The following is a 14,298-nucleotide window of genomic DNA, read 5'->3' as shown; positions in this document are numbered from 1 at the left end:
CATCCACAGAGAGGAATCCCGGCGTGAGGGATGCATGCTGTTTCAAGCCGATGCTTGGAGCCTTGTTTCCGCCCATGGCTGGCTGGAAGGATTCCGGTGATGATTGAACGAAAGACTTCCCTGAGAACCGGCGGCGAAATGTAACAGAGTAGCCGAGCGGCGCAGGCGGGCGTTAACCGCATAAAGCGAAGGCCATAGGCATAGCGCAAGAAGGGACGGGTTACTCCTGTTACCGGGCTATAGTCAAGGCAGTCGGAATGTGGGTGGCACCACGGGTGATTCGGTAAAGTATCTCTCGTCCCTGTTTGGATTCATGAACAGGACGGGAGTTTTTTTATTTTCACAGCATCAGTAAGATCGTTGGATGGAGGGATAGACATGGCTTTTCAAAAGCCGACAGGCACGCAGGACATACTGCCTGGCGTTGTCGAGAAGTGGCAATTCATTGAAGAGAGAGCCAGAGATTTATGCCGTCGCTTTAATTACAAGGAAATTCGCACGCCGATCTTCGAACAAACGTCATTGTTCGAACGCGGTGTCGGAGAAACGACGGATATTGTCGAGAAGGAAATGTACACGTTCATTGACAAGGGCGACCGCAGCATGACGCTTCGGCCTGAAGGAACGGCGGGAGTCGTCCGCTCTTATGTAGAGAACAAGCTGTATGGAGAGCCGGACGTAACGAAGCTGTATTACATCGGTCCGATGTTCCGTTATGAGCGTCCGCAGGCGGGACGCCAGCGGCAGTTCCACCAATTCGGGGTGGAAGTATTCGGCGCTGTCGACCCGGCGATTGACGCCGAGGTTGTGGCGCTTGGATATCAGTACTGCCGTGAGCTTGGCCTTCAGGAGGTCAAGGTAGAGCTGAACTCGGTTGGCAATCCGTCGAGCCGGGCGGCTTATCGCGACAAATTGCTCGGTTTCCTCATGCCGATGAAGGACAATCTGTGCAAGGATTGTCAATCCCGGATCGAGCGCAATCCGATGCGCGTGCTCGATTGCAAGGTGGATCAGGAGAAATTTGCCGATGCCCCTTCGATTCTGGACAGCCTGGATGAGGAATGCACCACGCATTTCGCCAAAGTGCAAGAGCTGCTGACGGCGATGGGCATAGAGTATACGATCAACCACCGTCTGGTTCGCGGACTGGACTATTACACGCATACCGCGTTTGAATATAAAGCCCAAGGCATCGGAGCGATCGATACCATTGGGGGAGGAGGGCGTTATAACGGCCTTGTCTCCGAAATCGGCGGTCCCGACCAGCCGGGTATCGGCTTCGGGATCGGTCTGGAGCGGATCGCGCTCATTCTCGAGAAGCAAGGTGTCAACTTCTCTGCGGAGAAGCCGCTCGATGTTTATCTGGTCGCTCTAGGCGAAGCCGCCGACAAGGAAATTTCGACACAGCTGTTCAAGCTGCGTCAAGCCGGCTTCTCGGCGGAGCGTGATTACCTGGGCCGCAAAATGAAGGCGCAGATGAAATCCGCCGACCGGATGAAAGCCCGCTACACCGCCATTCTCGGTGACGACGAACTGGAGCGCGGCAAAATTGCTCTTAAGTCGATGGAGACCGGCGAGCAGCGCACCGTCAAGCTCGCTGAACTTGCGAACGAGCTGAAGTAGGCAGCCGTCGTCCTCATCATAGCAAGCGTATCTCCGCAGGAGAGAGCGCAACCCGCATGAGTCCTTGCCCTGCACAATAGTGAGCGAATCCCCGAAGGGGACAGCGCCACCAGGCACGTAGTAACACCAAACAACGCCCCCGTGGCAGCTTATCGCTCTAATCGCAGGAGCGAAGGCGTAAAGCGGGCCCGTCAGGGCGGCAAGCGGCTGATAGAACCATACCATGCCCGACCCCAATATTATTTATAAAGGAGCCACATATCCATGAATCGTACTCATCATTGCGGATCGCTTAGCGCCGCTCATATTGGAGAAACAGTAGTTTTGAACGGCTGGGTGCAGACCCGCCGCGACCTTGGGGGCGTTCTGTTCATCGACCTCCGCGACCGCAGCGGCATCGTGCAGGTCGTATTCAACCCGGACTATTCCGGCGAAGCGCTGGAAATCGCCGATAAAGTACGCAGCGAATACGTCCTTGCCGTGAAAGGGAAAGTAGTCAAGCGGGATCCAGAAACGGTCAATCCGAACCTGCCGACTGGCGAAATTGAGGTGCAAATTTCCGAAATCGAAGTATTGAACGCGGCTAAAACGCCTCCGTTCTTCATTGAAGACGGCATCGAAGTGGACGAGTCGATCCGCCTGAAATACCGCTACCTGGATTTGCGCCGCCCGGAAATGCAGCAGACATTGATGCTTCGTTCCAAAGCGGCGAAGGTATTCCGCGACTTCCTAGACGGGGAGGGCTTTATCGAGGTAGAAACGCCGATCCTGACGAAGAGCTCTCCAGAAGGCGCTCGTGATTATCTCGTACCGAGCCGTGTACATGCCGGCGAATTTTTTGCCCTGCCGCAATCGCCGCAGCTGTACAAGCAGCTGTTGATGGTCAGCGGTGTGGAGCGCTACTACCAAATCGCCCGCTGCTTCCGCGACGAGGACCTGCGCGCCGACCGGCAGCCGGAATTCACCCAGGTGGACATCGAGACCTCCTTCCTGTCCCGCGACGAACTGCTCGATATGATGGAGAGACTCGTGGTACGTCTGTTCAAAGAAACCAAAGGAATCGACATTCCTACGCCGTTCCAGCGTTTGAGTTATGCTGACGCGATGGGCAAGTATGGCTCTGACAAGCCAGACCTGCGCTTTGGCCTGGAATTGATCGAGGTGAACGATATCGTATCGACCTGCGGGGTCAAAGTGTTCTCCTCCGTCATCGAGAAGGGCGGCGAGGTTAAAGTACTTAACGCCAAAGGCTGCGGTACATGGAGCCGCAAGGAAATTGACGATCTTGGAACGTATGCAGCCCGCTACGGCGCGAAAGGTCTTGCCTGGATTCAAGTGAAGGAAGGCGAATTCCGCGGACCCATCGTTAAATTCTTCTCCGAGCAGGAAATCGAGGCGCTGAAAGAGCGTACAGGTGCAGAGGAAGGCGATCTACTGCTCTTCTCCGCCGATACCAAGAAGGTAGTTGCCGACGTACTTGGCAATCTGCGCCTTAAAATTGGCCGCCAGCTTGGCCTGATCGACGACAACGTGTACAAATTCGCTTGGGTTGTCGACTTCCCGCTGCTTGGCTGGGATGAAGAGCAGAAGCGTTATGTCGCCGAGCACCATCCGTTCACGCGCCCTCGTGACGAGGATATCGCCCTGTTCGATACCGATCCGGGCAAAATTCTGGCCCAAGCCTATGACCTCGTACTGAACGGCTACGAAGTCGGCGGCGGTTCGATGCGGATCTACAAGCGGGAGGTTCAGGAGAAAATGTTCAAGGCCATCGGCTTGTCCCCTGAAGAAGCCCAGGAGAAATTCGGCTTCCTGCTCGATGCCTTTGACTATGGTACTCCACCGCATGGCGGCGTAGCCTTCGGTTTTGACCGTCTTGTCATGCTGCTGGCCGGCCGCAATAACCTGCGTGAAACGATCGCGTTTCCGAAGACGGCGAGCGCGACAGATCTGCTCATGAATGCCCCGTCTGAAGTGGACGCACCGCAATTAGAGCAGCTTCATATTAAATTGGCCGTGAAGCCGGCTGAAGATAAAAAACAATAATTCATTCGCTAGAAACGGGTACTGCCTCCTGACAGGAAGCCGCAGCCCGTTTCTGCTTCATAAAGGAGGATTGCGGGAAGTATGCTGCATCAGTTTTCACGGACAGAGCTGGCAATCGGGGCCGAGGGTCTTGAAGCCTTGAAAAACAGTACGGTAGCGGTGCTTGGCATCGGCGGAGTCGGCTCGATTGCCGTAGAGGCGCTAGCCCGTACGGGAGTCGGACGCATCATTCTGATTGATAAAGATGTTGTCGATATAACGAATATCAACCGTCAAATCCATGCCCTCACTACGACAATCGGGCAGAAAAAAGCGGATTTGATGTGCGAGCGGGTCAAGCTAATCAACCCGGAATGCGAGACGATTGCGCTAAATATGTTTTATACGGAAGAAACCTACGAGCAGCTGTTCCAATACGACATCGATTACGTATTGGATGCCTCGGATACGATTATGTACAAAATCCATCTCATCAAAGAGTGTCTGAAGCGAAAAATTCCGATGCTGTCCAGCATGGGCGCCGCGAATAAAATGGACCCGACCCGCTTCCAGGTAGCGGACATTTCGAAGACCTCGGTCGATCCGATGGCTCGCGTCATTCGCACGAAGCTCCGCAAAGACGGCATCAAGAAAGGGGTTAAGGTTGTATTCTCTACGGAGGACCCGGTTAAACCTCGTGAGGATGTAACCAAGAAAATTGCCCCAGAGGGCGCGAAAATCCGCAAGGCGAAGCAGCCTCCGGCCAGCAACTCGTTTGTTCCGCCCGTCGTCGGCCTTATTATGGTCAGCGTAGCCGTCCGGGAGTTGCTTGAAATCAACGGAATCAAGATATAATAACGACAAAGCGATTTTGCCTTTTTAAGTGAAGGCAGTCGCTTTTTGTTTTCCATGGTGGTATAATGTAACTCCTTTTGACTTTGGATATATTAAATACACTCGCCGGGACAATTGGAACACTAAACCTTAGGAGGTAACTGAAATGACTGATTTTCAAAGTGCCTATCAAGAAGAGAAGGAGCGGCTGGACCGTACCTTGCAGGAGATCGACCGCCAATTGTCAGCTTTGCGAGCCATACCTGTGTACACAGGTCATGATTTTACGGAGCAGGTGCTGGAGGCGGGCAGGGAGGAACAGCGCCAGCAGCTGGAGAAATCAGTGCGGGAGCCCTACTTCGGCCGGCTAGATTTTGAGGAACAGGGCCGGAAGCCTGCCTCTCTATATATTGGCAAAGTCGGCGTCAGCGACCCCTCCGGCCAGCAGCCGATGGTCATTGATTGGAGAGCGCCGGTAGCGAGTTTGTTCTACTCATTTACAGGCGGGGTTTCAGCGTCCTATGAAGCGCCGGAGGGCATTATCGAGGGACTTGTCTATTTAAAAAGAAACATCGTAATCCGTCAGCAGATTCTGGAGCGCGTCGTCGATACGTTCAATCGGGAGGACGAGGGTCCCGCGGTGTCGGATGAATTTCTCGTCTATCGTCTCGGCGAAAATAAAGACAATCGGCTGCGCGATATCGTATCGACGATCCAGGCGGAGCAGGATCAAATCATCCGGGCGGCAAAAAACACGGCACTCATCATTCAAGGCGTAGCAGGCAGCGGGAAAACGACGGTAGCGCTGCATCGCTTGGCCTTTTTGCTGTACCAATATAAGAAGCAAATAACCGCTGAACGCATGATCATTTTTGCGCCGAACCATATGTTCATCGACTATATTTCCGAGGTGCTGCCAGAGCTCGGCGTAGGCGATATCCAGCAAAGCACGTTCCCGGACTGGGCAGCGGGAATACTTGAGCTGGAGCATCCACTGACTGCAGGCCAAACAGATCTTCATCGCTGGTTCGATGCAGAACGGTCGGACCTAGTGCCGGAGAACGAGCTGCCGGGTCGGTTCAAAGGCTCGATGCGCTTCAAGGCGGTCATCGATGCTTTTCTCGCTAACCTGGAAGCCTTATGCGTTCCGCAGATCGATTTCGAGCCTTGGGAGGGAACGAAGCTTCCCTATTCCGAGATCATGGCTTGGTTTGAGGGAGAATACAAGCATTATCCTGCGGCAAGACGCAAAGAACGGGTTCTTGCCCGGCTTCACCGCTGGATCGAAATGGAGCTGAAGAAAGCCCCGTCTGCGGCACAGCTCAAGGAATGGAAGAAAAAAGCGCAGCAGCGCGAGAAATCCTATGCCAAGAAGTGGCCCGAGCTTACGCCGCTTTCGCTGTACGAGGAGCTTTTTCAACTCAAAAAAAAGGGGAGCATAGGCCTTCCCGACATGTCTGCTGACATTCCCCCGGCCATTTGGCAGGAGACGCGCGGCAACCTGAAGCAGGGCATCGTTAAAGAGGAGGACCTCGCGCCACTGCTCTATTTATATACGTGCATTCACGAGATCGAGGGCCGGATGACTTTCGACCATGTTGTTATCGACGAAGCTCAAGATTTCTCTCCCTTCCAAATCGCTGTATTGGACCGTTTTGTCAAAGGGCATTCTTTCACGATACTGGGAGACTTGTCGCAGGGTATTCACTATTATAAAGGGGTGCGCGATTGGCGGGAAATGCAGGAGCTGTTCCATTCGGAGGATACGGCTTATTTTGCCTTGACGCGCAGCTACCGCTCGACGATGGAAATCATATCTTTCGGAAACGAGATATTGGCTAGGGGAGTCGGCACAGAGCTGCTGGCCGTTCCCGTATTTCGCAGCGGGGAGCCGGTCAAGCTATTGCCTGCGGCGGGAACGCAACGGAGCGGGGCCATCAGCGAGACACTGAAGGCCGTGCTCAAGGGAAGCTACCGGACGACGGCGCTGCTGACGAGGACGCTGCAGGATGCCTCGGAGCTCCATGAACGGCTCGTTCAGGAGGGAATTGAAGCCCATTTGATCGATGGCAGCACCGATCAGTATGCCGGCGGCATATCCGTCCTGCCAGCTTATTTGTCCAAAGGGCTTGAATTTGACGCTGTCATCGTTACGGATGTCGACCGGGAGCATTACTCGCCGGAGGATGCCAAACTGCTCTATGTCGGCTGTACAAGGGCTCTGCACGAGCTCTGGCTGCTGCATGGAGAGGAGTTGCCTGATTATGTGATTACGGAGAATTCAGAGATGGTCATGAATATGGCTCGTCCTCTTCTGTAAATTCAGATCGCGTGAAAATGAGTATAGATTTATGCATAGGAAGAGCTGTCTTAAGCAGCATGGAACAGGAGGGAGTGACTTGCCTATGAAGTCATTACCGCTATACAAGTTGATTCAAGAGGACATCCGGTATCTCATACGAACGGGGCAGCTGAGGCCAGGGGATCGTGTCCCGTCGGAGACAGAGCTTGCCGAGCAGTATCATGTAAGCAAGATTACAACTAAAAATGCTTTGAATGGTTTGGCTGAAGAAGGAATCCTGGTCAGACACCGGGGAAAAGGGACATTTGTCAATCATATCCCCAAGGATATCCCGTCGATGAGCGGTCATAAGGGATTAATCGGGCTCATTCTCCCCAGCATGAAGACAAAGGTAGACCAGCGGATCATCAATGCTATCGAGCAATACGTCCGAAAAAATGGCTATCATCTCCTGATCAAAATTACTCAGGAATCATCGCTGGAAGAGAGCAAGGCCATCGAGGATCTACTCCAATTAAGGGTAAAGGGACTCATCATATTTCCGATTGAGCAGGAGATGTATAACAATGATATTTTAAGATTGTCATTGAACCGGTTCCCGCTCGTCCTGATCGATCGTTATCTGAAAGAAATCGAGACTTACAGCGTAAGCGCAGATAATGTGGATGGCTCCTATCAGGCGGTTAAGCATCTCATTAGCCGAGGGCATCAGCAAATCGCTTTTGTAACGATGGAAGTGACCAATTCGGTAACGGCGGACCGGGCGCTAGGATTTGAGAAGGCGTTCCTTGAACGAAACCTGCCGATCAACAAAAATTTGTGGTGTGTGGTGAGCATAGCTGATATGGCTTCGGGAAAAGGAAGCTCCAAGATTCAGGAATTTCTAAGAAACCACCCTGAAATAACGGCGATTTTCACTGGAAATGCAGAACTCACCCACATGACGCTTCGGGCGCTAAAACATATGAATCTGCCCAATGAGCAACGCCCGGAACTGATTAGTTTTGACCAGTCCGATTTAGCAGAAGTGAACTACATCAAGCAAAATGTCGAGGAAATGTGCAAAGTTACTGTGGAGCTCCTGCTGGAGCAGATTCACGGGACATACCTCCCCAGAAGGATAGCCATACCTGTTATTCTATTTCATTAAAAGAGCAGTCATTCAAATTATATACTCTATAAGATATAAAAAACTTCAAGGAGTGATGATAAGATGACGATAAAATAGAAAGCGATTACATTCGCCTGTGGGAGGAAGGACGCTATGAGAAGATATTTAAAGATTTTGCTTGTTCTAATGGTTGGATGCCTAATTTTGCCGGCTTCGTTGGCGCAGGCCTACCAGAATCCTCAGACACTCAGCAATGAATGGGAAACATATGGTTCCGGTGATCCTTATATTTTGAAATTCAAAGGCGATTATTATTTGTACGTCAGCACCAAGGATTCTGAGACAGGTATTAAAGCCTGGAGCTCGCCGGACTTAGTGAACTGGACTTATGCCGGACTTGTGGCAACGGACCCGGTTACGAAAGGGGCTTACGCGCCGGAGGTTATTTATTGGAATGGCTACTTCTATATGTATACCTCTCCAGGCGGAAACGGTCATTACGTACTGCGCAGCGAAAGCCCTACAGGGCCTTTCACCGTTCAGACCCCCAATAAAGGATTGAGTATTGACGGTCATGTGTTTATTGATGACGATGGACAGTGGTATTTCTACCGCGCTGAACACGGCCAGATGGTCGCTCATCCTATGAGTGATCCTTATACTTTTGGAGCCGGACATCAAACTGGCGCTTCGATCAGCGGAGGCTGGACAGAAGGGGCTACTGTCATTAAGCGGAACGGAAAATACTATATGACTTACACCGGAAACCATGTTCATAGTCCGGCTTACCGGATCGATTATGCGGTGAGCAGTAATCCTTTAACCGGGTTTGTGCCTGCCAGCAAGCAGAATCCCGTCGTCCTCTCGACCGAGGGGCCAACGATTGGATTAGGCCATAATGGGTTAGTTACCGGCCCGGATCTGGATTCGCTCTATATGTTCTACCATAATTGGAAGGGCTACACGCCTGAAGGCTGGCCGATTCGAAGTATTAATATGGATCGTGTCGTATGGAACGGGGACAAAATGCTCGTCCTGGGGCCTACGGCAACGCCGCAGCCCGACCCGGATATGCCGGATTTTCATGACCGTTTTAACAGAACGGCTATCGGCTCGAACTGGTACAATGTCAACGGCGGGCATTGGGGCATCTATAACCAGGAGTTAATGTGGCAGGATAGCCTGGGCTCTACGGCGGCGCATAAACAAATTACGAACGCGGCGACAGATGCGAATTATACGGCAGAGTTCCATATGAAGCAAATGAATCGAGGCACAAGCGCCTCCCCGCGTTACGGCGCTACATTTTCATATGTAAATGAAGATAATTACGGCGTGGCGATGCTGAGCGAATTGCATAACCGCCTGGAAGTCAATTTTGTAGTAAACGGTGTGCCTCAAGAATGGGGCTATGCTTCACTGCCTTCCGGGTTTGATTATAGCAAGTGGCATAGCATTCGGGTCGAGAAATCAGGGAACGAATTCCGAATCTACGTGGATCAGATGCTGAAGATTGTACAGAATGCCAATCTTGGCGGTGGTCAGATCGGCTATTTAACCGAAGATACGCATGCTGACTTTGCTTATGTCGCATTCAGCAACAAAGTGGACGGCAGTAACGCTTGGGATGCGTATAAGCCCGTCCCTGGCAAAGTGGAAGCGGTACATTATATGAGCGGTGGCGAAGGAATCGCTTATCATGATACAACCGCAAATAATCTGGGCGGCGAATATAGAAAGGATGCGGTAGATATCCGCGTTAATCCGGAAGGCGGCTATAACGTAGGCTGGAACCAGTCCGGGGAATGGTTAAAGTATAAGGTAAATGTGGCTTCAACGGGAGCTTATGACGTTACGTTTCGAATGGCAACCACCATGGACGGCGTACAAATCAGATTGTGGGACGGAACGACGGATTTGACCGGCATTGTGCAAATCCCTAATACTGGCGGCTGGGATGAATGGCGCTCGATCACGGTGAAGGGCATACCTCTCACGCAAGGCTTAAGAGAATTACGGGTTGAATTTGTGACGGGCGAGGCCGACTTCTCCAGTCTGGAATTCCAGCATCATGCAAGCGTACCTCATTTTAGCGATAGCTTTGATGGCGGCAAGAGCGGCGACTGGAAGCAATGGGAAGGAAGCTGGTCTGTAAGCGATGGGCTGTATCATTCCGCAGGCGGCACATTTGCCAAAACTACGATTGGCGATGATCATTGGGCGGATTACACCGTGGAAGCGGATATTCGCATGAACGATGGCGGAGGAGACTCGGGAATTATTATCCGTGGAACCAATCCGGCAAATGGGCTGGAGCTTGGACAAGGCAATGCCGATTTCCTACAGGGATATTATGCTTACATCAAGACGGACGGGGTGTATCTCGGCAAACAAAACTATAACTGGAGCCCTTTAACGGGAGTAAATCTGGCTCTGTCCACAGGTACATGGCATAAAATGAAGGTAGTTGTACAGGGAACGAATATTAAGGTGTACGTAGGTGATATGAACGTTCCGAAAATCGATTATAACGATAACTCGGAAACGGCATTTACCCATGGAAAGGCGGGGTTAAGAACGGCTCATCAGAGTACGTCGTTTGATAACTTCGCGGTCTATCCTTAATTATAGTTCTATAGTTCAGAAATAGTGGAAGAAGGATCCTGCCATGCGGCTGGGTCTTTCTTTGTTCGTATCTATGCAGGTGGAGATGATGACGATGAGATTAGGCAAGGGCTGGCGGCATTTGCGAACAAGCATTAAATACAAATGGATTTTGCTGCTCATGGCGATGACATTAATCCCTTTGTTTATATTGGGGCTGGTTTCTTATTCTATTTCTAAAGATGCCATTGACAAGAAAGTGGCAGAGTCCTCGAAGCAGCTGATCCGACAGACAGGCGAAAATATCGATATCCGCTTCTCCGGGTACAAGGATATGCTGATGCAGGTCATCACGAACACGGAAGTTATGTCTTTGCTGGATAAGCTGCAGCAGCGTGATGAGAGCATTGTGGAACATCTCACGCTGACTACCAAGCTGGCCTACTTCACGGCGGTTTCTCCAGAGTTCAAATCGATTTCGTTTATTACGGATGCCCAGTATATTAAGGGGATTTTTCGCTGGGAGGATCTTGAAGCTCATCAGGCTGAATTCTATGAGCGGACGATGGCTGAGCGGAATGCTTATGTTTGGTTTCCCACGAGACTAGGACAGTATTCGGATACGGCGGACAATCATGAGGAGCTGGTCTTCTCACTGGCCAAACAGGTATTCAACATTCATGATGGCCGGCAGATGGGCATGGTGGTTGTGCTCGATATCCGGGAAGAGATGCTTAGCGATATTTTAAGTAAAAATACAGATAGTGAGCTTTCTACAGAAAGCTTCGTAATCGATCAGAATGGAATCATCTTATCGCATGCGGACAAATCCATGCTGATGACGCCGATGGACCTCTATTTTCAAAATGACACGGGGGCAGCTATTAAGGACGGGGTGAAGGAAGGCAGCTTCGTGGCCAGGTATAAAGGGAAAGAGGTTATGGTGAACTACCAGCAGCTAAAGAGCAACGATTGGAAGGTTGTACATATTATAGAACGGTCCAGCTTATACAAGGATTCGAATCAAGTGATAAAAGTAATCGCTATGATCATGATATTGTGCGTATTGTTCTCGATCATTATGGCCTATGCCATGGCATCGTCTGTCTCTAAGCCCTTAAAAGCGATGGTGAAGGCGATGAAGCAGGTTCATCTCGGCAATTTAGCGACACGGATTCACATCAACGAGGGCAGAAGCGATGAAATCGGCAGTCTACAATATCATTTTAATGATATGGTGGGGAGAATTGAAGAATTGGTGGAAGCGGTGTATGTGGAGCAGAATAATAAAAGAATTGCCGAGGTAAAAGCCCTGGAGGCGCAAATCAACCCGCATTTTCTCTATAATACATTGGACGCGATCAAGTGGACGGCGCTATTTCAGAAAGCAAATAATACGGCGGAAATGGCCCGGTTATTATCCCGCTTGCTGCATATCAGTATCGGAAAAGGAAGCGATACGGTTCTTGTTCAAGAGGAACTCGAGCATGTCGAGTGTTATATGGGAATTCAAAATTTGCGCACCACTACTCCGATTGAAGTGAATTATGAAATTGAAGACGAAGTGAAGTTGTATCGAACGCCTAAAGTTATTCTGCAGCCGATTGTGGAAAATGCGGTGCTGCATGGATTTGCGGATCAGCCGCAGGGGGCTGTAATTACGATTCGCTGCAGGCAGGAGGGGAAGCATCTATTATTCGAAATTATAGACAATGGCCTCGGCTTTGAGGATGAGGTTCATTTCGGCGGTCTGGCACCCGATGATTTGCCGAAAGGAGCTTTTTTCCTAGGGGTTGGTCTTGCGAATGTAGCGGAGCGAATCAAGCTGATTTGCGGGGACGAGTACGGTCTTGCTATAAACAGCAAGCCTGGTAAGGGTACCGTTGTGGTTATTACGCTGCCAATACTAGAGTAATCAGGGGGACGACAATATGTACAAAGTACTGATCGTGGATGATGAGCATTTCGTCCGGTATGGAATTAAAGCAATGATAGACTGGGAGAGTATGGGGTTTGATGTAGTTGGTGAAGCAAGCAACGGCACGGAAGGGCTGATGGCCTTCGAAGAGCTGGCGCCGGATGTCGTCATATCCGATATCAAGATGCCTGTGATGGATGGAATCGAGTTTGTCAGTCAGGTCAGGGCATTGGATCGGCAGGTCAAGCTGATTTTGCTGACTTGCCTTGACGATTTTGGGTATGCCCAGAAGGCCATACGTCTCGGGATAACGGATTATTTGATCAAGTCCGATATTATGCCCAAGGATTTGGAGCAGGTGATGATGAATCTGAAGACCGTTCTGGACGAGGCTCAATCGACTGCTGGTCATTCCCCGAATAAGCAGGCGCACGAAGAATCGAATAAAGATCGCGTTACCAAAGAAGCATTGCTAATGGGTCTGGCACACGGCACGATTTCGGAGGCCCACGTCACCGAGGAGAAACTGCAAGCGGCAGGCTTGATTTCCTGCAAGACTCCTCAAATTTTACTGTATATCGGGATCGATAATTTGGAGAAGCTGAGAAGCCATCACTCAGAAGATGAGATCATTATGCTCCATACCAGGGGGATTGAAGCAACTAGGGAAATATGCTCCAACGGTTCGGAGGATAACGAAATTATCTCTGGAAGCACGGGGCTGTGGACTGTACTGTGCAAAGGTATTTCTGCTGATGCGGCAGAGGAATTGGCGCAACGGGTCATCTCGCGAATCTTTGACGAATTAGGATTATCGGCAACCCTTGGAGTAAGCAATCCATTCTATACCTTGCTTGAGCTCCGGAATGCTTATTTAGAGGCAGAGCATCGCTATCGGCTGAAGCTGTTTATCGGATGCGGCATCGTGATTGGCCAAGAATTCGTATATGAAACTGACATTGCGGCAAAGCCGGTTCCGGTGATGAACAAGAAGCTGAATGATTATTTATATTCCTTGGATCGTGAAGCGATGCAGCAGTATCTTGTGGATACCTTCGATCATGTGAAGGCAAGGCTCGACTATGAAGCCGTGCATCTAATATCCATTGAACTGCTACTGAATTTGACCAATATGTATTTGGAATTATCCCATGATCATGAATGGCTGTATGAACGGAAGAAGGAATTATTTGACCAGATTAAACAGCTTGAGACGCTGGAGGAGATTATAGCGTGGTTCGTGCAAATCTATGAAGAACTGATCCAGAAGATGCGGGCCGTCTATTCAAGTGATCAAGGAAGCATTGCGAAGGCCATTCAGTACATCGAGCAGAACTATGATCAAGATCTGTCGCTCCAGGTGCTAAGCCAGCATGTTCATCTTAGTAAAAATTACTTCTCCAATTTGTTTAAGCGGGAAATGGGCGAAGGGGTCATTGATTATATTACCAAAGTTCGTCTTGAGCGTGCCAAGGCCCTGCTCCGCAATACAGATCTTAAGAGCAGTGAGGTCGGCATATTGATCGGCATATCTGACTCGAAGTATTTCTCCAAACTGTTTAAAAAAATGACAGGTGTAACACCAAGCGAATATAGGGATGGGGTTAAGTCCATGTAAGCAGGCTTTGACGAATCTGTAAATTTTACTCGGATAGAGAGAAATATTGCACCGTAAAGACCAGATATGAAACATCGTGCAGTAAAAACCTTATTTTTTACGATAGATAGCGTGGTTTATTCCGTTTGAATGACCGCCGCTTTATTCTAATATGAAATTCAAGAACAGAATGAATGCGCTTGCATTACAAGCGGGTCAATAGAAGCTGTTCTAAACCTATACAAGAAAAGGGGATTGCCATGGCTAGAAGGAACAGGCTCACG

Annotated in this window: 8 protein-coding genes; all 8 read left to right on the top strand. The window is 50.3% G+C overall.

Annotated elements, in window-relative coordinates; translation table 11 throughout:
* The first annotated feature begins 378 nt into the window (after positions 1 to 378).
* On the top strand, positions 379 to 1,623 hold the full coding sequence (gene hisS, locus GNP95_RS10590) for a histidine--tRNA ligase (protein ID WP_155610761.1): 1,245 nt from the start codon (positions 379 to 381) through the stop codon (positions 1,621 to 1,623).
* Between the two features lie 264 nt (positions 1,624 to 1,887).
* Positions 1,888 to 3,669 carry an aspartate--tRNA ligase gene (aspS, locus tag GNP95_RS10585; RefSeq protein ID WP_155610760.1) on the top strand — a complete coding sequence of 594 codons (1,782 nt, stop codon included), beginning with the start codon at positions 1,888 to 1,890 and terminating at the stop codon, positions 3,667 to 3,669.
* An 81-nt stretch (positions 3,670 to 3,750) separates the two neighbouring features.
* Complete coding sequence (locus GNP95_RS10580) at positions 3,751 to 4,503, top strand: tRNA threonylcarbamoyladenosine dehydratase (protein ID WP_055105145.1); 753 nt, start codon at positions 3,751 to 3,753, stop codon at positions 4,501 to 4,503.
* A gap of 145 nt (positions 4,504 to 4,648) precedes the next feature.
* Positions 4,649 to 6,802, top strand: a complete 2,154-nt coding sequence (locus GNP95_RS10575; protein WP_155610759.1) for a HelD family protein — start codon at positions 4,649 to 4,651, stop codon at positions 6,800 to 6,802.
* 85 nt (positions 6,803 to 6,887) lie between these two features.
* Complete coding sequence (locus GNP95_RS10570) at positions 6,888 to 7,934, top strand: GntR family transcriptional regulator (RefSeq protein WP_155610758.1); 1,047 nt, start codon at positions 6,888 to 6,890, stop codon at positions 7,932 to 7,934.
* Positions 7,935 to 8,048: 114 nt separating this feature from the next.
* Positions 8,049 to 10,520, top strand: coding sequence for a family 43 glycosylhydrolase (locus GNP95_RS10565; protein ID WP_155610757.1), 2,472 nt, complete (start codon positions 8,049 to 8,051; stop codon positions 10,518 to 10,520).
* Between the two features lie 43 nt (positions 10,521 to 10,563).
* The gene (locus tag GNP95_RS10560) at positions 10,564 to 12,414 is read left to right on the top strand and encodes a cache domain-containing sensor histidine kinase (RefSeq protein ID WP_155610756.1); all 1,851 of its coding nucleotides are present in this window, start codon (positions 10,564 to 10,566) and stop codon (positions 12,412 to 12,414) included.
* A gap of 16 nt (positions 12,415 to 12,430) precedes the next feature.
* A complete protein-coding gene (locus tag GNP95_RS10555) occupies positions 12,431 to 14,035 on the top strand; it encodes a response regulator (RefSeq protein ID WP_155610755.1) in 1,605 nt (534 codons plus the stop codon).
* The last annotated feature ends 263 nt before the right edge of the window (positions 14,036 to 14,298 follow it).

It is taken from the genome of Paenibacillus woosongensis, assembly GCF_009725165.1.
Taxonomy (GTDB): Bacteria; Bacillota; Bacilli; order Paenibacillales; family Paenibacillaceae; genus Fontibacillus; species Fontibacillus woosongensis.
Note: the sequence above shows the minus strand (reverse complement) of the source record. Positions and strands in the feature narration are given on the sequence as shown.

Excerpts from the sequence above, each read along its gene's own strand:
- hisS (WP_155610761.1), top strand. The coding sequence starts at position 379 with ATGGCTTTTCAAAAGCCGACAGGCACGCAGGACATACTGCCTGGCGTT.
- aspS (WP_155610760.1), top strand. The coding sequence starts at position 1,888 with ATGAATCGTACTCATCATTGCGGATCGCTTAGCGCCGCTCATATTGGA.
- GNP95_RS10580 (WP_055105145.1), top strand. The coding sequence starts at position 3,751 with ATGCTGCATCAGTTTTCACGGACAGAGCTGGCAATCGGGGCCGAGGGT.
- GNP95_RS10575 (WP_155610759.1), top strand. The coding sequence starts at position 4,649 with ATGACTGATTTTCAAAGTGCCTATCAAGAAGAGAAGGAGCGGCTGGAC.
- GNP95_RS10570 (WP_155610758.1), top strand. The coding sequence starts at position 6,888 with ATGAAGTCATTACCGCTATACAAGTTGATTCAAGAGGACATCCGGTAT.
- GNP95_RS10565 (WP_155610757.1), top strand. The coding sequence starts at position 8,049 with ATGAGAAGATATTTAAAGATTTTGCTTGTTCTAATGGTTGGATGCCTA.
- GNP95_RS10560 (WP_155610756.1), top strand. The coding sequence starts at position 10,564 with ATGCGGCTGGGTCTTTCTTTGTTCGTATCTATGCAGGTGGAGATGATG.
- GNP95_RS10555 (WP_155610755.1), top strand. The coding sequence starts at position 12,431 with ATGTACAAAGTACTGATCGTGGATGATGAGCATTTCGTCCGGTATGGA.